This is a genomic window from Acinetobacter sp. CIP 102529, assembly GCF_000368325.1.
GTDB lineage: Bacteria > Pseudomonadota > Gammaproteobacteria > Pseudomonadales > Moraxellaceae > Acinetobacter > Acinetobacter parvus.
Map to the genome: position 1 here is coordinate 1,021,789 of NZ_KB849355.1, position 20,282 is coordinate 1,042,070.

At 42.0% G+C, this 20,282-nt stretch carries 25 protein-coding genes, 3 tRNA genes, 1 other RNA gene and 1 pseudogene; 13 read left to right on the plus strand and 17 right to left on the minus strand.

Annotated features, from left to right (window positions below; translation table 11 throughout):
• Positions 1-37 precede the first annotated feature (37 nt).
• Positions 38-199, minus strand: a complete 162-nt coding sequence (locus F972_RS16050) for a hypothetical protein (protein ID WP_004676555.1) — start codon at positions 197-199, stop codon at positions 38-40.
• Positions 200-917: 718 nt separating this feature from the next.
• Between F972_RS16050 and F972_RS10115 the strand changes: the two genes are divergently transcribed.
• From F972_RS10115 to F972_RS10125, 3 genes and pseudogenes are all read left to right on the plus strand, one after another.
• Positions 918-2,543: an NAD+ synthase gene (locus F972_RS10115; RefSeq protein WP_004757370.1), complete on the plus strand. Its 1,626-nt coding sequence runs from the start codon at positions 918-920 to the stop codon at positions 2,541-2,543.
• The gene (locus F972_RS10120) at positions 2,536-2,730 is read left to right on the plus strand and encodes a hypothetical protein (protein WP_004682821.1); all 195 of its coding nucleotides are present in this window, start codon (positions 2,536-2,538) and stop codon (positions 2,728-2,730) included. Before F972_RS10115 ends, F972_RS10120 begins: the two co-directional genes overlap by 8 nt.
• Before the next feature lie 269 nt (positions 2,731-2,999).
• Positions 3,000-3,893: pseudogene (locus tag F972_RS10125) on the plus strand (hypothetical protein); the annotation flags it as partial.
• Positions 3,894-3,995: 102 nt separating this feature from the next.
• Here F972_RS10125 and F972_RS10130 read toward each other — a convergent pair.
• The 5 genes from F972_RS10130 to coaD form a co-directional block, all read right to left on the minus strand.
• Positions 3,996-4,072 (minus strand) — tRNA-Met (locus F972_RS10130).
• 251 nt (positions 4,073-4,323) lie between these two features.
• Positions 4,324-4,400, minus strand: a tRNA-Met gene (locus F972_RS10135).
• A gap of 62 nt (positions 4,401-4,462) precedes the next feature.
• Positions 4,463-4,819, minus strand: an RNA gene (gene rnpB, locus F972_RS14790) — RNase P RNA component class A.
• A gap of 26 nt (positions 4,820-4,845) precedes the next feature.
• Entirely contained in the window at positions 4,846-5,109 is a 264-nt protein-coding gene (locus tag F972_RS10140; RefSeq protein WP_004676546.1) for a YfhL family 4Fe-4S dicluster ferredoxin, read from the minus strand.
• The gene (gene coaD / locus F972_RS10145) at positions 5,110-5,601 is read right to left on the minus strand and encodes a pantetheine-phosphate adenylyltransferase (RefSeq protein ID WP_004676544.1); all 492 of its coding nucleotides are present in this window, start codon (positions 5,599-5,601) and stop codon (positions 5,110-5,112) included. It lies immediately after the preceding gene.
• Positions 5,602-5,730: 129 nt separating this feature from the next.
• Here coaD and smpB point away from each other — a divergent pair, with 129 nt between their 5' ends.
• Positions 5,731-6,207 carry an SsrA-binding protein SmpB gene (gene smpB / locus F972_RS10150; RefSeq protein WP_004682825.1) on the plus strand — a complete coding sequence of 159 codons (477 nt, stop codon included), beginning with the start codon at positions 5,731-5,733 and terminating at the stop codon, positions 6,205-6,207.
• Here smpB and F972_RS15460 read toward each other — a convergent pair.
• The 10 genes from F972_RS15460 to rluD form a co-directional block, all read right to left on the minus strand.
• Positions 6,136-6,453 carry a hypothetical protein gene (locus tag F972_RS15460; protein ID WP_004682827.1) on the minus strand — a complete coding sequence of 106 codons (318 nt, stop codon included), beginning with the start codon at positions 6,451-6,453 and terminating at the stop codon, positions 6,136-6,138. The genes smpB and F972_RS15460 overlap by 72 nt on opposite strands.
• A gap of 126 nt (positions 6,454-6,579) precedes the next feature.
• Positions 6,580-7,125: a hypothetical protein gene (locus tag F972_RS10155; RefSeq protein WP_004682829.1), complete on the minus strand. Its 546-nt coding sequence runs from the start codon at positions 7,123-7,125 to the stop codon at positions 6,580-6,582.
• A 12-nt stretch (positions 7,126-7,137) separates the two neighbouring features.
• The gene (locus tag F972_RS10160; protein ID WP_004682831.1) at positions 7,138-7,599 is read right to left on the minus strand and encodes a hypothetical protein; all 462 of its coding nucleotides are present in this window, start codon (positions 7,597-7,599) and stop codon (positions 7,138-7,140) included.
• Between the two features lie 8 nt (positions 7,600-7,607).
• Positions 7,608-7,982: a DUF4124 domain-containing protein gene (locus tag F972_RS15465; protein ID WP_004682833.1), complete on the minus strand. Its 375-nt coding sequence runs from the start codon at positions 7,980-7,982 to the stop codon at positions 7,608-7,610.
• A 7-nt stretch (positions 7,983-7,989) separates the two neighbouring features.
• Positions 7,990-8,274 (minus strand): hypothetical protein, encoded by a 285-nt coding sequence (locus F972_RS10165; RefSeq protein ID WP_004676536.1) that lies wholly within the window; start codon positions 8,272-8,274, stop codon positions 7,990-7,992.
• Positions 8,275-8,346: 72 nt separating this feature from the next.
• Complete coding sequence (locus F972_RS16425) at positions 8,347-8,475, minus strand: hypothetical protein (protein WP_262572252.1); 129 nt, start codon at positions 8,473-8,475, stop codon at positions 8,347-8,349.
• Positions 8,462-8,749: a hypothetical protein gene (locus tag F972_RS10170; RefSeq protein ID WP_228127131.1), complete on the minus strand. Its 288-nt coding sequence runs from the start codon at positions 8,747-8,749 to the stop codon at positions 8,462-8,464. Before F972_RS10170 ends, F972_RS16425 begins: the two co-directional genes overlap by 14 nt.
• Before the next feature lie 94 nt (positions 8,750-8,843).
• Positions 8,844-9,410 (minus strand): flavodoxin family protein, encoded by a 567-nt coding sequence (locus tag F972_RS10175; protein ID WP_004676532.1) that lies wholly within the window; start codon positions 9,408-9,410, stop codon positions 8,844-8,846.
• Positions 9,411-9,493: 83 nt separating this feature from the next.
• A complete protein-coding gene (pgeF, locus tag F972_RS10180; protein ID WP_004682836.1) occupies positions 9,494-10,234 on the minus strand; it encodes a peptidoglycan editing factor PgeF in 741 nt (246 codons plus the stop codon).
• A 286-nt stretch (positions 10,235-10,520) separates the two neighbouring features.
• Positions 10,521-11,570 carry a 23S rRNA pseudouridine(1911/1915/1917) synthase RluD gene (gene rluD, locus F972_RS10185; protein WP_010589355.1) on the minus strand — a complete coding sequence of 350 codons (1,050 nt, stop codon included), beginning with the start codon at positions 11,568-11,570 and terminating at the stop codon, positions 10,521-10,523.
• 70 nt (positions 11,571-11,640) lie between these two features.
• On the opposite strand from rluD, the gene F972_RS10190 reads away from it, so the two are divergent.
• From F972_RS10190 to F972_RS10200, 3 genes are all read left to right on the plus strand, one after another.
• Positions 11,641-12,693 (plus strand): outer membrane protein assembly factor BamD, encoded by a 1,053-nt coding sequence (locus F972_RS10190; protein WP_004769671.1) that lies wholly within the window; start codon positions 11,641-11,643, stop codon positions 12,691-12,693.
• Between the two features lie 119 nt (positions 12,694-12,812).
• Positions 12,813-14,693: a DNA primase gene (locus tag F972_RS10195; RefSeq protein ID WP_004757365.1), complete on the plus strand. Its 1,881-nt coding sequence runs from the start codon at positions 12,813-12,815 to the stop codon at positions 14,691-14,693.
• A gap of 48 nt (positions 14,694-14,741) precedes the next feature.
• Positions 14,742-14,975 carry a hypothetical protein gene (locus F972_RS10200; RefSeq protein WP_004757363.1) on the plus strand — a complete coding sequence of 78 codons (234 nt, stop codon included), beginning with the start codon at positions 14,742-14,744 and terminating at the stop codon, positions 14,973-14,975.
• Between the two features lie 5 nt (positions 14,976-14,980).
• Here the strand turns inward: F972_RS10200 and hemA are convergent, their stop codons facing one another.
• Positions 14,981-16,264, minus strand: a complete 1,284-nt coding sequence (hemA, locus tag F972_RS10205) for a glutamyl-tRNA reductase (protein ID WP_004757361.1) — start codon at positions 16,262-16,264, stop codon at positions 14,981-14,983.
• 79 nt (positions 16,265-16,343) lie between these two features.
• On the opposite strand from hemA, the gene F972_RS10210 reads away from it, so the two are divergent.
• From F972_RS10210 to F972_RS10235, 6 genes are all read left to right on the plus strand, one after another.
• The gene (locus tag F972_RS10210; RefSeq protein WP_004769674.1) at positions 16,344-18,062 is read left to right on the plus strand and encodes a tetratricopeptide repeat protein; all 1,719 of its coding nucleotides are present in this window, start codon (positions 16,344-16,346) and stop codon (positions 18,060-18,062) included.
• Between the two features lie 4 nt (positions 18,063-18,066).
• Positions 18,067-18,648: a lipoprotein insertase outer membrane protein LolB gene (lolB, locus tag F972_RS10215; protein ID WP_004769675.1), complete on the plus strand. Its 582-nt coding sequence runs from the start codon at positions 18,067-18,069 to the stop codon at positions 18,646-18,648.
• Positions 18,649-18,708: 60 nt separating this feature from the next.
• Positions 18,709-18,942, plus strand: a complete 234-nt coding sequence (gene vapB / locus F972_RS10220) for a type II toxin-antitoxin system VapB family antitoxin (protein ID WP_004676517.1) — start codon at positions 18,709-18,711, stop codon at positions 18,940-18,942.
• Between the two features lie 14 nt (positions 18,943-18,956).
• Complete coding sequence (gene vapC, locus F972_RS10225) at positions 18,957-19,352, plus strand: type II toxin-antitoxin system tRNA(fMet)-specific endonuclease VapC (RefSeq protein ID WP_004757353.1); 396 nt, start codon at positions 18,957-18,959, stop codon at positions 19,350-19,352.
• A gap of 23 nt (positions 19,353-19,375) precedes the next feature.
• Positions 19,376-20,209: a 4-(cytidine 5'-diphospho)-2-C-methyl-D-erythritol kinase gene (ispE, locus tag F972_RS10230; protein WP_171062530.1), complete on the plus strand. Its 834-nt coding sequence runs from the start codon at positions 19,376-19,378 to the stop codon at positions 20,207-20,209.
• Positions 20,208-20,282: transfer RNA gene (locus F972_RS10235), tRNA-Gln, on the plus strand. Before ispE ends, F972_RS10235 begins: the two co-directional genes overlap by 2 nt.

Sequence of the window (20,282 nt, forward strand, 5' to 3'; positions counted from 1 at the left end):
CCACAGGGCTTTTTAGGTAATTGGATCGCAATCTACTTTAAACAATAGAGCCTTTGCGAGCTTCTGGGCTGTGTTCATGACTATCATCCATTTCAGTCGTAAAATCCACACGCATTGCATCCTTAACAATTGTACCAACACGCCCTACGCCAATTACCAAACCAAATGCAACCACTGGAAATAAAATTACTGGAATCATTACTACTTACCTCTCATGTTAAAAATCAGGTTTTTCTGAACTTATTTAAGTTCCTGCTCTTGTTCTCGGAACATGACTGTACCAATACGACCAACAACCACAGCCAATCCTAAGGCAATTACAGAAAATCATACTACTGACATAGCGAATACCTCTTTTTTTCTGATCATGTATTACAACATGATGCTTCATTGGATAACAATAGTGTACACATGTTCACATTAATTAAGATAATAGCAGTGTACAGTTGTACACTCAAGCGTAGCAAAGTAACTCCCGACAAACGGTATATAAAATTTTAACAAATTGATTTAATTAAATTATTTTATAAAAACCCCACCTCAAATAAGTAAAATATAGTCATTTTTATTATTTTATGTATATTTATTGTACAAATTAAACTTTAAAATGGATTATCAGTACATATCATGTCCATACACCAAAATGAGCGGAAAAAAACTTTATAGCGCTATATGAAATTTCTTCACACTCATGCAGCATAACTACGCAAACATTGAGAAATGTTGCCGTTTTACACAGAAAAATTTGTTTTTTCTACGCAGAAAAATGTGCATTTAGTATATATTAGTAAACTTGTCATTTTTCTTTAAGATATAGAATGTCTGGCGCCATGATATAGCAATGTTTTTTAAAACCATACCTATATAAATCAAAAACTTGCATATCATAATTTGTTAAAACTCAGGATTAAGTTTGAATGAAAAATTTTAAAGTTGCCCTTGCTCAGTTCTCTCCGCATATTGGCAATATTGATGCAAATACTCAAAAGATGGTTGAACAGGCAAATTCAGCGAAACAACAACAGGCTGACTTGATCATCTTCCCAGAACTCTCCACGCTGGGCTACCCTGCTGAAGACCTTATACTTCGTCCGAACCTACAAAAACGAACCCAAAAGGCGTTTGCCCAGTTAAACGAAGTCAAAGATATTGTGATGGTGTTCGGTTTTGTGCACCAGACTGAGGATGGGAATCGCTATAACTCCGCCGCTGTAATGAAAGATGGTCAGGTTTTAGGTGTTTACAATAAACATAACTTGCCAAACTACGGTGTGTTTGATGAGAAACGTTATTTTCAGGAGGGTCACCAGCATCTGGTTTTTGAATATCTAGGGCATAAGTTTGGTGTCTTGATCTGTGAAGATGTGTGGTCACTCAATACCGTTAAACAGTTAAGCCAGCTCAATGTTGAAACTGTGCTGATCTTAAATGCTTCACCATATGAAGTCGGTAAACCACAGCACCGTGTACAAACCCTGAATGAGCTGGCAAAACAGCTTAGCCTGAATATTGTTTACGTGAATCAGGTGGGTGGACAAGATGACCTGATTTTTGATGGGTCGAGTTTTGTCAGCAATCATAATGGGCAGCTTGCCTTACAGGCCCCAAGTTTTCAGGAATCTGTTTATTTCGCTGAATATGATGCAAAACAGAAGCTGTTTAAAACCGCAAAAACCACGCCTCCCCTCGACACTTTTGCTGAAATTTATCAGGCATTGGTCATGGCAACCCGCGACTATGTGCAACGTTCAGGCTTCCCTGGCGTGATTCTGGGTCTATCGGGTGGTATTGACTCCGCACTCACCCTTGCGATTGCGGTGGATGCGATTGGCGCAGATAAGGTACAGGCTGTGATGATGCCTTATACTTATACCTCTCAAATGAGTGTGGAGGATGCGACTGAACAGGCACGCCGTATGGGTGTAACCTTTGGTATTGCAGAAATCCATCCAATTGTGAACAGTTTCATGCAAACCCTTTATCCATTCTTTGGCAATAGCCCTGCCGATGCAACCGAAGAAAATTTGCAGGCACGTACCCGTGGCACTCTGTTGATGGGCTTATCGAATAAGTTTGGCAACCTTGTCCTTTCCACAGGTAACAAGTCGGAAATTTCAGTGGGTTACTGCACATTGTATGGTGATATGGTGGGTGGTTTCTCTGTACTCAAGGATGTGTATAAAACCATCGTGTTTGAGTTGGCGAAATATCGCAATACTTTGAGTAAAACACCTGTTATCCCTGAACGTGTGATTACACGTCCACCATCAGCAGAGTTACGCCCAGACCAGAAAGATCAGGATTCTTTACCAGCCTATGATGTACTGGATGCGATCTTGTACGCCTACATTGAGGAAGACCTGAGTCAGGCAGACATCATTGCCAAAGGCTATGAAGCTGAAGTGGTCGAGAAAGTTATTCGTTTGGTTGACCGTAACGAATACAAGCGTCGCCAAGGGGCAATTGGACCACGTATCAGCTCGCGTGCGTTCAGTCGTGAACGCCGTTACCCTATCGTCAATGGATGGACTGCGAATGACTGAACAGATTGTTTCTGAAAAGTCACAACACCTTGCTCAAGCACTTTTGCTTGAGCAGGTGGCATTTTATAAAAACCAACTGACTACCCAGCTTTCTGCTGAGTTTTTTCAACAGTTTATCCAGCTTTTTATCCGAATAGCCGTAAAACCTCGGGATTTAGCCCGAGGATATAAGGCTGCAATCCGCTAGTCCCTCTTGTGGGGATTAGCTAGGATTGCTAAAAACATTTGAATCTAGTAATCCATGTGCTATGATAATTACGTTGTATATTTTTAGTCAGCAGACTGATACAACACGAAAAAAACAGTTTTCCCCATTGTAATCCGTGCACTCTTTGCAATCCGAAAGGTAGGACTACATTGGAATAAGAAGCAGAGAACTATAGTATCTGTTTCGTGGCAGGACATTGCCATCTAGCAGTAGGAATCCCCCTCCTTTAGGTGGGGGAGGATGTCAAACAACATGCGCCAGACATCCAACTCAGGGAAGTTGTTGAACTGGAGCAAATTCAGGCTGTCGTTAAGCGTTATGCCTTTGAAATGCAGCTTGGTGCAGGGTTACTGGAATTTATTGGTGAGATTGCTCAACGGCTGCATGTTTTTTCTTTACAGTCTTCAGCAGAATTACAAGACTTATTTTCAGATCAGCAGTTTGAAATATGGCTTTCCAAATTTCTGGAACTGGAAAATATCCGCCACTATCTCAACCACTTCCTTAAAGAAAGTCCCTCTATTGAGCAATTGTGCCAGTACATTGCCACCACAACCTTGCAGAACAAGTTGCCAAAACTGTTTTCACAGGCTGATGAAGACAGAATATCTGAAAGCAAGTATGAATGGCAGCAAAAACTAAAAAGCTTTTCATACCGCCAGCAACAACGAATTGAGCAGAAACTGGAAGAAAGCATAGGCAAATTTATTCAGGAGCAACTGGCTGATTTAAGCCTACTGTCTAATGATGACATGGAAAGTCTTGCCCGCAATGTTTGGGATGATAACAAGGCCAAGCCGCTATCAGAATACACCAAACAGGTGACTCCATTGGATGTTGAAGAATTCTTTGTGATGATCTATGAATACTGGAAAGAATTACGCCAGTCCTCTTTCATACAAGAGCTGATCCTGTACGGTGTAAAAGTCTTTTATGATTTCTATAAAGATGAAAGTCTGGAAGATATTTTTGCAGCAATTGGTCTGGAAGACACAGATTTACTCAATGAGGCTGTACGTTTTTATCCAAAAGTTGTAGCCGCTTTAGACGAGCATGGTGTATTAGAGCCAATCATTACATTAATTCTAAAACCGTTCTACGAAAGCCCACAGACCTTGGCGACCATCGAAAAACATTTATAGCCTCTACATAAACCAGAACAACGCTGTTTTGGTTTGAAACGACAATAACAGGCAGCATCATATAGATAAAAAGAAACCACGCAGGAGCGTGGTTTTTTAAAATGGTGGCTATGACGGGACTTGAACCTGTGACCCCCGCATTATGAGTGCGGTGCTCTAACCAACTGAGCTACATAGCCATAAACTGTGAGCGCATTATCTAGTGTTCCGTATAGCTGGTCAAGTCTATGGTTTTGAAAACACGAAACATATGCGCAGTTTTTAGTCTTTTAATTTCCAACTGATCAAATTTCAACAAACATTTAAATCAGCCTAAAAATCCAGGGAAAGCATGTCTTTTATACAGTGAGAAAATTGATATCCTGAACAGCACAGCATATTTTAAAAACAACAGACAAAAAGAGACCACGCAGGAGCGTGGTCTATAAAATGGTGGCTATGACGGGACTTGAACCTGTGACCCCCGCATTATGAGTGCGGTGCTCTAACCAACTGAGCTACATAGCCAAAAACTGTGGGCGCATTATCTTAACTTTCACTACATACGTCAAGCGTATTTTTCAAAAAATCTTGGAAGTGGGCCTATAAGCTGGGTTCTGTCGAAGACGATCATTCCTCTAGGCGTACAATCACTCATACGCTCAAGCGACCTACCCGAATCCGATGCGGGTCACACCTAATGGATTCCTATTTGGTCTTGCTTCAGGTGGAGTTTACCATGCCATGAACTGTTGCCAGCCATGCGGTGCGCTCTTACCGCACCCTTTCACCCTTACCTCACGAATGAGGCGGTCTACTCTCTGCTGCACTTGTCGTCAGCTCACGCTGCCTAGGCGTTACCTAGCACCTTACCCTTTGAAGCCCAGACTTTCCTCCCCTGCTTCAGTCACGAAGACCTCCACAGCGGCGACCGTCCAGCCCACTTCGTGGCGCATCTTATCAAAGTTAGCAATTAATTGCTCGCATTTTTTTGTGCAGTCAGCTTCTTATATTTATCCATGAGCTCATCATGGGATTCAGCATGCTGAGGGTCAAGCGGAATACAATCGACTGGGCAAAACAACTGGCACTGTGGCTGATCATGATGGCCTACGCACTCTGTACAAAGTGCAGGGTGAATCTCATAAATCAGCTCACCCATATAAATGGCTTCATTCGGACATACAGGTTCACAGACATCACAGTTAATGCATTCATCTGTAATATATAAGGACATTTACCAACCTTGTTGATGTTTTCGTTCAAATGCCTCAACCACAACGGCAGGCACAAACTTGTTCACATCACCTTTTAAACGGGCAATCTCTCTCACCAGCGTCGATGAAATAAATGAGAATTGCTCTGAGGGTGTTAAAAATACAGATTCAAAATGTGGATCAAGCTGACGGTTCATATTGGCCAACTGGAACTCATATTCAAAATCTGAAATTGCTCTTAAACCACGGAGTACCGCTGTTGCACGCTGCTCACGGAAGAAATTGACCAACAAGCCATCAAAACCCACAAACTCAACATTATTCAAATGGCTCAGTGATGCTTTTGCGAGTTCAACACGTTCTTCTAAACTAAACACTGGATTTTTATGATGTCCAATTGCAATGGCCACCACAACTTCATCAAACATTTTTGATGCCCTTGCAACCAAATCAACATGTCCATTGGTAATTGGATCGAAAGTCCCTGGATAAATCACACGTGTTTTAGACATGCGTTGTACTCTAATGAATGAGATAAGGGGTGTATTTTAACAAATGTTCGGGCTAAACGCGAAATTCCTAAACGATGGAAAAAGATTGCGTTTTACGGCACAATAGATGCAATTGTGGAAGTTTGAATTATGGTTAAAGCAACAGTCGTAAAAAAACATAGTGGTGGCACGATTGCTCAAAATAAAAGAGCACGCCACGATTACTTTATTGAAGAAAAATTTGAGGCAGGTATGTCTCTCCAAGGCTGGGAAGTAAAGTCCTTGCGTGCGGGGCGTATGACACTTTCCGAAAGTTATGTCATCTTTAAAAATGGTGAGGCCTTTTTATTTGGTTCACAAATTCAGCCGTTATTGTCTGCATCAACGCATGTGGTTCCTGAATCAACACGTACCCGTAAGTTGCTTTTGTCTCGTCGTGAGCTGGAAAAGCTTTTGGGTGCAGTGAATCAAAAAGGTTATTCATGTGTGCCGCTTGCCTGTTATTGGAAAGGTCATTTGGTTAAGCTGGAAATTGCGCTAGTGAAAGGTAAGCAGTTACATGACAAGCGTGCCACCGAAAAAGATCGTGACTGGCAAAGGGATAAGGCAAGGATGTTGCATAAATAATTTTCTAAAAAAAAGTGGGACCACCTCTAAGTTTCCGCTATCTTTTGTTGATTGTTGAATCTTTGCGGAGAGCATTGCGTAGCTATCAGCTGCTTCTGCTAGTTCCTTTACGCCTAACCCCATTCCAAGCGCAGCCATTGCGCCCACAAGCGCATTAACAGCAAACTTTGCGCCGTTAATTCCTTGGTCAAAGCCTGTTGTGTTGGCTTGTAAGTTCAATAAGAAATCTAAGCTATTTGTAGCCATACAACTTTCCTTTAGGCATAAAAAACCTGCCATTGCTGACAGGTTCGTTTAAAACGTATTACGGTTTGTTGGTTGAATTAGGTATTAAAAACCCGACTATTGGTCGGGCTTACATTTCAAGATAAATCAACTTCCAGCCTTTGTGCAAGTTAGATAAGATTCATTCTCAAAATCCAATATAGTTTTTTGTTGAATCTCAGGCGTGTTAAATCTTGGTTTATCATATGCACTAATAACCGTTAGCCTTAAGACTTCTTGAAGTGGTTGAGGTGTGGTATTTACAACCTTTTCAACTATCTCCGACATTGGTACTCCATCTTGCCGTTTCTGCATAATAATTCTTGCTAATTCTGACATTGATTTGCATCGAGATGATAACTCCTCATTACTTATTGCGGCTTTTTTGCTGGGAGGCTCACTATTAACCGTATTCTGTTCAGGCTCTATCTTATCACTAGGTTCAATACGACTCTGTTCTTGTTGGGCTTTATCTCGAACTTCTTGAGCTAATCTTGCTTGATTTTCAGCTTCAATCTGTGCCATTTTTTGATTATGTTGCTGTGTTTGCTGAGCTAAAGCTTCTTCTCTCGCTTTTCGATCACTATTTGATTTCCAAACTACGCCAATCATTATCAGAACAATAATAATCAAAATAATATAAATTCTATTCATAACACCGCATCATTAGTCATAAGGCTTAAACTGAGTTCCACAACGCAAACACATCCATGTTTTGGAATAGTTGGATAGTGCTGTTTTGTTTTGGGATTCCATTTTTGCATAAAGCTTAATTAAGCCCCAGATTAATAAACCCAACAGCGGAGCACAGATAATAAAATTTAAAATACCATCCATTAATTTAGGCTCTGAAAAAACACTTAAAGCCCCTTTTAGTAATGGCATGGCGAACATTAAAAATAATACCACAACCACAATCTTTGGCATTGAGCTATTTTTTGGTGGCGCACACCCAGCAGCCAGATGTGATTGTGATGCAGATCGCCCACGACCACCTCCAACAGATATTCGACCGCTTGTAGAAACACTAACACCGCCGAAGCCACTTTGACCAGTTCTACTTCCACCTGCCCAAATCATAGCTAAAGTTTTAGTATTTTTAGAATCACAGCTAGGACAATTTGACATCTTATAATTTACCTTTTTGATGCGCGATGATATGGCTGTACATAGGTGCCATCTTTTCTTGAATAACCAGAAACATACTGATTTTTACTTCGACTATCACCGCTATAACTTGAGGATGCGCCAGTGTAATTTGTTCTATAACTCGAAGCAGAAGAACCATAACCACTATAATTCGATGATGATTCTATACATTCTTCCTTTAATTTATCCTTAAAATTAACTTCTTGCCCATAGTTCAAACAGGAAACCTTTTGTTTTGCTTTTATGTCCTTACACGGCTTATCCTGAAAAACTGAATTCCCATTAACTTTGCATTGATAAACTTGAGCATTAGAAGTGGCAGAAAACAAGATTAAAGAAAAACCAATTATTAGTTTTTTCATCTTCTTCTCACTTATTCTTCACATCAATTTTAAATATCTGACCTTTACACACCCAAACCGTGTAGGCTTGCATATCAATATCGTACTTATATTCTGTAGCAGCACAAGAAAAACGTCCATCTTCATAGACAAAAAATCTTGGTCTAGGTTTGCCCATCTTTTGCAGCAAACTTTCTTCACTATCACCAACTGTCACAAGTTCGGTAGATGAACGCATTGAATTAGTTTCACGCGCAAATACACTTGTAGATAATAAAAAGGAAACAACCCCTAATAATAAAAACTTTTTCATTGTGTTATCCGATTGTTATTAATCTCACACAATTTAACAAATGATCGAAATGAAGTCATTAACAGATTTTCATTATTTTTCTAATTGTTTTATGGTCTTATCCCACTCCTGTTTATTTGATTGCATCGCAATACGCACCGCCACAGCAGTATTTTTAATATTCTGTAGCTCATTTTTTTGAGCCGCTTCAATGTATTTCAAAAATGCGCCATGACATCGTTAAAATATCATCTGGTCTATGACCGCAACCAATCAAGTATTGAATCGAATCAAACCAGGTGGACTCATTGACCTCGGTTTTTGATCTACTTTGTTGTTTCTCTTTCTTAAAGAATGCTTCATTCACTTGAATGATTTTTAAAACCAGTTCAGCAATCACATCCTGATTTGCAATATGTTTTGAGAAAGCTTGTGGGTCAAGCGAAGTCACCATTTTCCCCATTTCCATAAGATATAACTCATTGAGATGTGTCATAGTATTCGTCGTTAGAAAACAATTATTGTGACATTATTTCAATGAGTTATCTATTTTTGTCGTGTACAGATATTATTCTTATACTCTATTGATTTTACTTACTTTTAAATTTTAGTTCCGCCAGATATTTCCCAAACTTTCGTGCAGTTTCCAAATCACCTTCAGGTGGTGTGATTTCAACACTGGCATTATCAGATTGCGTCATTAAACCCAAAAAACTAGACATACGATTAATATCTAAAGGGCTTCGTCCCGTTGGCATAAAAGGCAAGCCTGCCCATAGCATCCCATGTTGCATCGCAAACAAATTAATTTGCTGTAATACCGCCAATTTGTCTCCGCTGAGACCACCACCGTTAGTAAAACCAGCAGCCAATTTGCCCTGCCATGTGCGAGCCAACCAGCGTTTAGAAGAATCTTCCATGAACTGTTTCAAGGCAGAAGTTAAGCTTCCCATATAGGTTGGACAACCCATCACGATCACATCAGCCTGGTCTAATAAATCCCACTGCGGCGCAGCCACAGAAAGCAGATGCACTTCTGCACCTACCTGCTCGGCACCCTGAGCGATGTATTGTGCAACTTTGGCTGTATGTCCATAAGGACTATGGTAGATCACACAAACTTTGATTTGGGGAGTAATTTGCTCAATAACAGACATGGGAAATTTAAAAACCAATGAATTAGATCAAGTTTAACATTTTTAAACACGACAAGGCGAATCAACCACGCAAAGGATGCAATTTATTGCATAAATACAAATGTTGCCATCCGTCCAGTTTTTGCATCACGGCGATAAGAAAAGTAATCTTGGTCTTGTTGATATGAGCATTGATCACCACCAAGCACTATTTTCACCCCCAAACGATTTAAAATAAATCGGGCAATCGCATATAAATCGGCTTGGTATTTATCCTCAACTTGACCAATAATAAAAGCGCTTTCCAGTTCAGGATATTTTTCACAGAAAGCCACCTTTACTTCTGCTCCCACCTCAAAACAAGGCTGACTAATGGCTGCACCCAACCATGCCCAAGCGGGTTGAGACTTCATTTCAACAATCGTATTTTCAATAATGCCACTGGCCAAACCACGCCAACCCGCATGAAGATTAGCAACTTCGGTGCCATTGGCATTGCCCAAGACCACAGGAAGACAATCCGCAGTCATCATCATTAAGGCATGACCTCTGCGCTGGGTGACCAGACCATCGCCCTCAAGCGCAACAAATGAAATCTGTTCATTCACGGTATGGCAAATGGTGCTGTGGGTTTGCGTCATCCAGGTAATTTTATCAACACCATATGCAGATAATTCATTTAGCAAGATCATACGATGCTGCTGAACCCGTTGCGGATCATCATTGACATGCAAAGCCAAGTTAAAGCCAGTCAGGTTTTGGTTACTGGTCGCAATTGCCTGAGCATGTTCAATACGCGTTTGCCCCACATACACACCTTTAGGCAAACCTTGTACAAATTCCATCAATGATTCCTTGCTTAACGTGATTTTGACAAAAATATGATATTCGGAAACGTCATTCGCAATTGTTCGAGACAGGACTTCATGAATAAGATGTTGTTTCTGCGATCTATTAAACTGGCTGCTAGTCGTGAACGAGTTTTGCGAATGACAATGGGTTTGCTTACTTTTGCCAAAACAAAAGTAAGTCCAGCGGAAAGCTTATCCTGAAATTCGATGAGAACCCAGCAAGACTCCGTTAAGATATTTTTCAATAAATTAAGTAATATTTACGTCGAATTCAGTTTACTTAGTAAGCTTCATTTTCACGACGTAATACTTCAACCAACTGAGTGAAATCTTCTGGCCACGGTGCTTCAAACATCATCTCCTCACCTGTACGTGGGTGAACCAGACCAAGTTTGGCTGCGTGCAATGCCTGACGTTTAAAGCTGCGCAGCATATCAATTAATGCTTCCGATGCACCTGCTGGAAAACGTACACGATTGACATAAACAGGGTCCCCAATCAAACCATGTCCGAGGTAACTAAAGTGTACACGAATCTGGTGGGTACGCCCTGTTTCCAGTTGTGCCTGAATACGGGTGAAGTCACGGAAGCGTTCTTTGACATTATAATGTGTTACCGCATCACGCCCACCTGGCAAGATCGCCATTTTGACACGGTCTACAGGATGGCGCTTGATTGGCTCATCAATGGTGCCACCCGCAATAATATTGCCATATACCACCAGATCATAAACACGGTAAACGGTTTTCTTTGCCAGTTGTTTACTCAATGAAAACTGGGCCTCAAGATTTTTGGCAACCACCAGCAAACCACTGGTATCTTTATCAATACGATGTACCAAGCCAGCGCGGGACAGTTCCGCCAGTTTCGGTGCATGGTAAAGCAAGGCATTCACTAAAGTGCCTGTTGGATTGCCTGCACCTGGATGAACCACCATGCCCACTTCTTTATTAATGACGATAATATCGTCATCTTCATAGACAATATTGAGTGGAATATTTTCAGGCTGGCTTGAGGTTTGTGCCTCAAGCTCAACCTCAAGGGTAAGCAGTTCATTGCCCTCACAACGGTACTTCGGCTTTACGATGTTACCATTTACCAACAGATGACCATCTTTCATCCATTGCTTGAGTTTTTCACGGGAAAACTCGCTCCAGACCATCGCTGCAACCTGATCAATCCGTTGGCCTAAATAGGTTTCATCAAGTTGAATTTGCAACGATAAACGTGTTGCAGTTGAGTCAGAATTATGATTATCTGCATCGACAGAATCTTCGAGTAAGAAATCTGTTTCAGAGAAATTTGAATTGGAAGATTGTGCTGAAGTCATTTGATGATCGGTACAAAAATGGTTTAATAGCACCATTGTAGCTTATTGTCCCAAAAACAGAGGAATTTTTATGTCGCTACCCCATTATAAAATTACGATACTGGCACTATCTTTAGGCGTAGCGTCTGCATTTGTGGGCTGTAGCAGCAATCCAAGCAAGAAAGATGTGGTTGATAAAGGACCACAATCCAGTGAACAGGTTTATTTTGAAAAAGCACAAAAGTCACTTGAGCGCAATCAATATACCGATGCGGTAAAGTCGCTTGAAGCCCTGGACACCTATTATCCAACTGGACAATATACACAGCAGGCACAGCTTGAACTTCTTTATGCCAAATTCAAACAAAAAGATTATGAGGGCACGATTGCACTGGCGGAACGTTTCATCCGTTTAAATCCGCAACATCCAAATGTTGATTATGCCTATTATGTTCGTGGTGTCGCCAACATGGAAATGAACTACGATAGCCTGATTCGTTATACCTCACTGCAACAGTCACACCGTGATGTCAGCTACATCAAAGTTGCCTATCAAAACTTTGTGGAATTGATCCGCCGTTTCCCAAGTAGCCAATATTCTGTCGATGCGGCGCAACGCATGAAATATATCGCTCAGGAACTGGCTGAGAGTGAGATGAACGCAGCGCGTTTCAATATTCAGCGCAAAGCCTGGTTAGCTGCTGCTGAACGTGCACAATGGGTAATTGAACACTATCCACAAACTCCACAGACACCTGAAGCTTTGGCAACCCTAGCCTATAGTTACCAAAAGCTTGGTGATACAGCGACCTCCCAACAATATGTTGACATCCTGAAGCTTAACTATCCAAATTTAGTTAAATCGAATGGTGAAGTTAATTTACGTGCGGCACGTAAAGACAGTAGTTGGGTCAACCGTGCAACTTTGGGCTTATTGGGTCGTCAATCGAAAACTGTGGATAGCAAAAATATAGAAGCCAATACTGAAATGGAAAAACGCAGCCTCACCAACCGTTTGAGCTTTGGTTTACTGGATAAGCCTGAAACATCAGCACCTGTTGAATCGGCAGTGCCTGCACCTGCAAGCAATCCTGCACCTGCTGTTATTGACAACAATCCAAGCGAGGAAGATGCCGCAAATTAATTTGCAGTCATCTGAATGCACCAAACAGGCAAGCCAACCCTTGCCTGTTTTTCATTTTATGCAACAATGATGCTGACAAATCATAAAGATGTCCCCCCAGTTTTAAACGGTTAAACCCTATGGCAATTCCACAGCATACGATTGATCAAATTCTGGATCGAACCGACATTGTCGATTTGATTGGTCAACGTGTGAAGTTAAAAAAGACTGGGCGTACTTATTCAGGCTGCTGTCCTTTCCATCAGGAAAAATCACCTTCATTCCACGTCTACCGAGACAAGCAGTATTATCATTGCTTCGGCTGTCAGGCCAATGGCAATGCCATTCGTTTCCTGATGGATATTGATGGTCGAAATTTTGTCGATGTGATCAAAGAACTGTCCAACAAGACAGGCATCGACCTCCCCAAAGACAATCAGGACAATAAAAAACTATCCTATAAGCGTAGTCCGCAACAGGTTGCTGCACCACAACCTGCACCAGCACAGAATAATAGTCCAACTTCACCAGCCATCCCTGAATCCATCGACGATCATTTTGTGGATATGGATCGTTATATGGATGACCCTTTTGCACAGTTCGACCCATCATTTACGATGGATGAACAGGTGCAGGAAGGCAATCTCTATGATCTTCTGGAAAATATTGCACTATTTTACGAACGCCAACTTCCCAACAGCCAGAAAGCACAGAATTATTTTAGGCAACGGGGCTTATCTGCCCAAACCATTCAGTTTTGGCGCTTGGGTTATGCACCAGAAGATTGGCAGCATCTGGAAAAAGCTTTTCCCCAAGATATTGACGGGCTAAAACAACTTGGCTTGATTCGTTCCAGTGACAGTGGTCGGGATTTTGATTTACTGCGTGACCGCGTGATTTTCCCAATCCGTGACCATAAAGGTCGTGTGGTGGGTTTTGGTGGCCGTGCCTTAAATGATGAAATCAAGCCCAAATATATCAACTCACCTGACTCGGAAGTGTTCCACAAAAACCAGCTCCTTTATGGTTTATATGAAGGGCGTAAACTTAAGGCCAATGACTGGCTGATGGTGGAAGGTTATATGGATGTGATTGCGCTACAGCAATATGGCATCTCTGGTGCGGTGGCAACCCTGGGAACAGCCAGCAATGCCGATCATTTAACCACCCTATTTAAACAAAACTCACGAATCACCATTGCATTTGATGGTGATGCAGCAGGGCAAAAAGCGGCACGCCGTACTTTGGAAATTGCCCTGCCCCTGCTTAACGATGGCCGTGAATTAAAGTTCTTTGTACTGCCGAATGAACATGACCCCGACTCGCTCATTCGTCGGGAGGGTTTGGAAAATTTTCAAAAGCTACTGCAACAGGCTCCTTTATTGTCAGACTTTGTGTTTGCGCATTTAACAGGGCAACATGATGTTAGTTCTCCCGAGGGTAAAAGTCTGGTGATGGGTGAACTGCGTGAATTAACCGAACTGTTACCTAAACATGGCTCATTTCGTTATTTGCTGACCCAGTCTTTCCGTGAAAAACTGGGTTTGGGTAAACGTTTTACGCCTCAAATCAGCCATGATGCATCCCTGTCTTTTAACATTCATACCAAAGATGAGGATTTTGCCATTGCGATCTTAATGCACCATCCATTTTTATATATTCACTTTGAAGAATTACGTGCAGTCATTGACCACACTGAACTGTTGGCTAAAATTCTAGCCTCATTAAATATTGTGTTTGATGATTTACCCGATGATCAGGAATTGGCAACCTATTATGTACTGGGTGCCTGTAGCAACTACAGCCATGAAATTGCCGATATTATGCAGCGTACCGATATTCAGTCACTTACACAGGCACCTGAAATTGCAGATAAACTGGCGAAAGAATACGCTTTAGGACTTCAGGAAAAATACTTGCGCTTAAAACTCAAATCACCAATTTCTCTCATTGAGTCGCGAAATTTACGCCAGCAACTCAATGAGTTAACCAAGCAGATTGGTTTAAGGTTGTTGTCTTAATCCATTGCGTAATGATCGTTTCCTTTTATCAAATCTCTGCTACACTGAATGCAAACCAGCCCTCAGGAATATCTACTGGTTGAACAAGATACTGCTGAAGTTGAAGTATTGCGTCGCCGTACCAACTGGAAAGCTGAGCACTATTTCATGGGTGATGAGATTAAACTGGATTCAATTGATTTAACCATCAAGGTGGCAGATATTTATGATCGGGTTAAAAATACTGATGTATTGGAATGGCTAGAAAAACAAGCTAAACAAACAACCACTGAACAAGAATAGAATATTTATTGTCTCGGCTTACGCTCATGTTCAAACACATACTGTAAATGTTGCTGTAACCACTCAAAATAATCTGGATTTTCAGCCTTGGCAGCCTCTCTTAATAAGATAGAGGTTGGATGCATGAGCTTTTGTGTTAAGCGATGCGCAAATTCCTGTAGTACCTGCTCTGCATCATGTCCATGCTTTAACGACTCCAAGGCATGCAGCAATTCTTTTTGGCTTACTTCCTCACTGTGCTGGCGATAGGCCTGAATGGTGCCACTCGCCTCCTTGACCTTTTGCTGGGTCATCAATTGGGTTGCCAACTGATTGACCATAATCTCAGCTTCTACCGCCGCTTGACGGCGTTGTGCCAGATTCTCATCAATCACGCTTTGCAGGTCATCAACGCCATATAAATAAACGTTGTCCAGTGATTCAACCTTTGGATCAATATCACGCGGAACAGCCAAATCAACCATGAGCATTTGCTGATAACGGCGTTTTTTTAATGCTATCTTAACATCCGCATAACCAATCACTTGATGCAAACTGCCCGTACAGCTTGAAACTACATCGGCCCGATGCAGGTTCTGTGCAAGTTCTGTAAAAGAGATAATTTCAACATCGACCTGATGTGCAATTTCCTGTGCGAGCAAATCAGCGCGTTCACGACTACGGTTACAAATGATAATCTTGGCCACCCCCATTTCCGCCAAATGCTTGGCAACCAGACTATTCATTTCCCCTGCCGCAACCACCATAACGGTGAGATTTTCTGGATGGCTAAACACTTGTGAAGCCAATTGCGCAACCGCATAGCCCATGGAAACCGCATGGCTTCCTACAGAAGTTTCCGAGCGAACCCGCTTTGCCGCATAAAAGGCATATTCAAAAACACTATTCAGCTCAGGCGATACCGTTTCCGCATCTTTGGACAATGCCAATGCACTTTTAACCTGCCCTAAAATCTGTGGTTCACCCAACATCAGTGAGTCCAGACCACTGGCAACACGCATGAGATGTGTAACCGCCTGGGCATTCTCGTAACGATAAACATGATGAATTAACTGTTTTACATCAATATTATTCACCTGGGCCAGCCAATTCAGGACGCTATCCGCATCTTCCGTCATGGCATACACTTCGGTTCGGTTGCATGTGGAAACCACCACCATGTCTTTCAGTGAAGAATGCTGGCGTTGTTTAAGCAATAGCTGGGCTAATCGCTCTGCATTGAAAGCAATTTGTTCGCGAAGCTCAACAGAAGCTGTCTGATGGTTGACACCCAATGCAAAGAAAGACATATCAGATCATCATTTCGCTAAATTTATGTTATTGTGCAACATCGGTGTCATAAAAAGCATTACTTTGGATCAATAAAAATTGCGTCAGCTACATCGCCGTACCTATTTTAACGGCAAGACGATTAGACGGTATTCTACCACAATCTTGTTGTTAGGTAGTATGAACGCTTATGTCTCCGCACAAGCAATACATGATATGTATGCTGACCAAAGCTTTGAACATGCCCTACAACAGAGCATGGTTGCCGAATTTTCCCTTGCCTATGACGATATTGCAACAGCCCTGCACAACTATACCGTGCTTGCCATTCGCAGCAATTCCACCATCATTAAGCAACGTGCCTTAGATGTTGCTCTGGAATACAACGATCTACAGGCAGCCTTGGACATTGCCACGCACTGGGTTGAGCAGGAACCTAAAGATGTGCCTGCTTTGTTCTATTTATCGCATATTGCCCTGAAAACACATGAATATGAACTTGCGGCCAAGACACTGGACAAGATTTTAAATATTGACCCAACCGCCGATTTGGAACAAATTCTCGCAGGTATTGCACCTGAACAGGCGCAAGATCGTGAAGTTCTGCTCAATGCCTTACGCGCAAGCAAAGAAAAGGACAACCCCTCTATTTTAGCGTTAATCGCGGGATTAGAGGCACAGGATGGCTTATATGAACAAGCACTGAGCAATATTAACCGCGCCTTACGCAAACGTTCAAAATCCACCAGCTTTATCCTGATGAAAGCCAACTTACTCATGGCTTTACGCGATGATACCGCCACACAAAAATGGTTTGCCAAGGCCAGTCGTAAAAACAGGAATAACCTTGATGTCCGCTTGGCTGAAGCACGTTACTACATCCAAATCAACCAGCAAGAGGAAGCTTTAGACAAGCTTGAAAATATTATTAAAGACCATCCTCAGGCTGAGGAGGCTCTGTTTATTGCAGGCCTAACCAGTATTGACCTCAAGCAATATGAGAAAGCGGAACAATATCTGGTTGATTTACGCTCTTCGGCAAAATACCAGAATGAAGCCTATTATTATCTTGCGATTAATGCACAGCGCAAACAGCATTATGAAACGGCAAAGGCCTATTATCGTCTTGTTGATGGCAGCTTGTATATCGTGTCCCGCCGAAACATGATTGCGATTTTTGAGAAGCAGGAACAACTAAATGATGCATTGCGTTTCCTGACTCAGGAACGGGTCAACTATCCTCAGCACGCCAGTTTTCTTTATCAGGCCCAAGCCGACATTTTAAAGAAAATGGACAATAAAAAAGCGGCCCTGACCCTGCTGGATGAAGCGATCAAGAACATTCCAGATGACCCAGAGCTGATCTATGCTGAGGTGTTATTGCTCGACCCATATACAGATCGGGATAAACTGGATAAAACACTCAAACAGCTATTGGCAATCGAACCAAACAGTCCAACCTATCTGAATGCCTATGCCTATACCTTGGCATTGCAGAATCGCCGCTTAAAGGAAGCGCGCAAATATGCTGAACTGGCACTGGAATACGCACCAGAACAAGCCTCTATTCTGGATACACTTGGTTATATTGCCTTTTTACAAAATGATTTTGATACCGCAGTTCAGGCGCTACAACAAGCCTATAGTATTAGTCAGAATGTGAATATTGGGATTCGCTATGCCAAGGCGCTGTATATGCAGGGTTCACTCGCCCAATTTAGCGATGTGTTACAGCAACTGAAACAAAAACATGCAAATGCCCCACAATTACAACAACTTGATGGGTTAATCTTACCTGTAACCGTAAAAAAGAGTTAACCCCATGCGTTTGTTTGCAAAAATATGTCTGGCCACGTGTAGCAGTAGTGTGTTGTTTCTCACTGGGTGTCAACATTTAAGTCAACCGAATAAAGTGATTGCCTCACCACAGCTACAAGATGAAAACAATTTTAACTTACAGGGCAAAATTGGAGTGCGCACCCCACAGCAGTCAGGTAGTGCATTCTTTACATGGCTACAGCAACAAGATCAGTTCGATATTGAACTCACAGGCATTTTGGGAGTGGGTAAAACCCAGATTCAGGGTAAGCCTGGCGAAGTGACATTGAATAGCGCCAAAACGGGCTTAATTACCGCAGCCTCTCCTGAAGAATTGCTGGAAAAAGCCACAGGTTGGCAAGCGCCGATTATGCATTTAACCTACTGGATTCAAGCCAAACCAGCCACAGCAAACGCCCAGATCACCAAAGATCAAAACAACCGTTTAAAACAACTGATTGAAGATGGCTGGACGGTTGATTTTAGTTATAACGACACCCAGACCTTGCCCAACAAGCTTTTGTTGAAGCAGGCACTTGAGGAAGATCAAGAAAACCGTATTACAATGGTTATTCAGAACAGATAGTGTTTCATTCAACATTTTGGGATATACTAAAAACATATACTTCCAAATAGGTGTATCACGATGGAAAAAGCAACGATCTTTAAAAATAATCGCAACCAAGCGGTACGTTTGCCCAAAGCGGTTGCTTTTCCTGAACATATCAAACAGGTAGAAGTGATTAGTATTGGAGATACACGAATTTTAACCCCTATTGGAAAACGCTGGGAATTATGGATGAATACGCCATCACAACTGACCGAAGATTGTTTTCAGGAACGTGAGCAACCGATTGTGCAAGAACGAGAAAGTTTCTAATCATGTTGAAATACATGCTGGATACCAACATCTGCATCTATGCGATTAAGAAAAAGCCGATTGAAGTCATCCAACAGTTTTCCAAGTATCAGGATTATCTTTGTATCAGCTCGATCACCTTAATGGAGTTGTATTACGGTGCAGAAAAATCATCCAATCCCCAAACCAATCTGACTGAAATTGAAAAATTTGTGGCAAATCTGATCGTCCTTGATTATGACAATTATGCCGCAGCACATACCGCACAAATTCGGACTGAACTATCAAAAACAGGCAAAACTATTGGCAGTTATGATGCCATGATTGCAGGGCATGCCCGTAGTCAGGGATTCATTTGTGTCACCAATAACATACGTGAGTTTGAACGTGTGGCTGGATTACGTCTAGAGAGTTGGTGGGTGCAGTCTTAAATGTTACGGAAGCAAATATGACCATTTTACGTGTCCCATCCCCTGCCAAGCTTAATTTATTCCTGCATATCGTGGGTCGCCGTGACAATGGCTACCATGAATTGCAGAGTATTTTCCAACTGATTGATCTTTATGACTGGATCAGTTTTGAGGCCATTGAAGAAAATCAGGTTCAGATTGAGGGAGTAGCCGAAGTAAAACTGGAACAAAACCTGATTTATCGGGCTGCACAATACCTGCGTCCACACGCCAAGACACCCTGTGGATTAAAGATCTCAGTGGAAAAAAATATCCCGATGGGTGCAGGTCTGGGTGGCGGCTCATCCAATGCCGCAACCACATTGATTGTACTGAACCAATTATGGCAGTGTGGGTTAAATGATGAGCAACTTGCAGCCTATGGCGTACAGCTTGGCGCTGATGTTCCAATTTTTATTTTTGGGCAAAATGCATGGGCTGAAGGAGTGGGTGAACATTTATCATTCATAGACTTAGCTCAAAAACAATTCATTGTTTTAAAACCTGACTGTTTTATCAGCACTCAACTGCTTTTTTCACAAAAAACATTGACAAGAGATACCAAGCCCACTACATTTTGCGCCTATCAGTTAGAACCTTCTCTTTTCGGAAATAACTTTGAACCTCTGGCTCGACAGTTATACCCTGAAGTTGAGGAAGCAATGCAATATCTGGATCAGTTTGGTCAGGCAAAGCTTACAGGTACAGGTGCCTGTGTTTTCACTGAAGTAATTCAGGAAATGAATGTAAAGCAAATTTTGCAAAATGCGCCTTGTAAAGCATACTTGGTGAATGGTTTGGCAGAATCGCCATTACGGCATTTCAAGGTTACCGATTAGGGGCGTCGCCAAGTGGTAAGGCAGCGGGTTTTGATCCCGCCATCCGTTGGTTCGAATCCAGCCGCCCCTGCCA

Bases quoted from the DNA above. Each gene is read 5' to 3' on its own strand.
- F972_RS16050 (WP_004676555.1), bottom strand. From the start codon at position 199: ATGATTCCAGTAATTTTATTTCCAGTGGTTGCATTTGGTTTGGTAATT.
- F972_RS10115 (WP_004757370.1), top strand. From the start codon at position 918: ATGAAAAATTTTAAAGTTGCCCTTGCTCAGTTCTCTCCGCATATTGGC.
- F972_RS10120 (WP_004682821.1), top strand. From the start codon at position 2,536: ATGACTGAACAGATTGTTTCTGAAAAGTCACAACACCTTGCTCAAGCA.
- F972_RS10140 (WP_004676546.1), bottom strand. From the start codon at position 5,109: ATGTCCTTATATATTACAGATGAATGCATTAACTGTGATGTCTGTGAA.
- coaD (WP_004676544.1), bottom strand. From the start codon at position 5,601: ATGTCTAAAACACGTGTGATTTATCCAGGGACTTTCGATCCAATTACC.
- smpB (WP_004682825.1), top strand. From the start codon at position 5,731: ATGGTTAAAGCAACAGTCGTAAAAAAACATAGTGGTGGCACGATTGCT.
- F972_RS15460 (WP_004682827.1), bottom strand. From the start codon at position 6,453: ATGGCTACAAATAGCTTAGATTTCTTATTGAACTTACAAGCCAACACA.
- F972_RS10155 (WP_004682829.1), bottom strand. From the start codon at position 7,125: ATGAATAGAATTTATATTATTTTGATTATTATTGTTCTGATAATGATT.
- F972_RS10160 (WP_004682831.1), bottom strand. From the start codon at position 7,599: ATGTCAAATTGTCCTAGCTGTGATTCTAAAAATACTAAAACTTTAGCT.
- F972_RS15465 (WP_004682833.1), bottom strand. From the start codon at position 7,982: ATGAAAAAACTAATAATTGGTTTTTCTTTAATCTTGTTTTCTGCCACT.
- F972_RS10165 (WP_004676536.1), bottom strand. From the start codon at position 8,274: ATGAAAAAGTTTTTATTATTAGGGGTTGTTTCCTTTTTATTATCTACA.
- F972_RS10170 (WP_228127131.1), bottom strand. From the start codon at position 8,749: ATGACACATCTCAATGAGTTATATCTTATGGAAATGGGGAAAATGGTG.
- F972_RS10175 (WP_004676532.1), bottom strand. From the start codon at position 9,410: ATGTCTGTTATTGAGCAAATTACTCCCCAAATCAAAGTTTGTGTGATC.
- pgeF (WP_004682836.1), bottom strand. From the start codon at position 10,234: ATGGAATTTGTACAAGGTTTGCCTAAAGGTGTGTATGTGGGGCAAACG.
- rluD (WP_010589355.1), bottom strand. From the start codon at position 11,570: ATGACTTCAGCACAATCTTCCAATTCAAATTTCTCTGAAACAGATTTC.
- F972_RS10190 (WP_004769671.1), top strand. From the start codon at position 11,641: ATGTCGCTACCCCATTATAAAATTACGATACTGGCACTATCTTTAGGC.
- F972_RS10195 (WP_004757365.1), top strand. From the start codon at position 12,813: ATGGCAATTCCACAGCATACGATTGATCAAATTCTGGATCGAACCGAC.
- F972_RS10200 (WP_004757363.1), top strand. From the start codon at position 14,742: ATGCAAACCAGCCCTCAGGAATATCTACTGGTTGAACAAGATACTGCT.
- hemA (WP_004757361.1), bottom strand. From the start codon at position 16,264: ATGTCTTTCTTTGCATTGGGTGTCAACCATCAGACAGCTTCTGTTGAG.
- lolB (WP_004769675.1), top strand. From the start codon at position 18,067: ATGCGTTTGTTTGCAAAAATATGTCTGGCCACGTGTAGCAGTAGTGTG.
- vapB (WP_004676517.1), top strand. From the start codon at position 18,709: ATGGAAAAAGCAACGATCTTTAAAAATAATCGCAACCAAGCGGTACGT.
- vapC (WP_004757353.1), top strand. From the start codon at position 18,957: ATGCTGGATACCAACATCTGCATCTATGCGATTAAGAAAAAGCCGATT.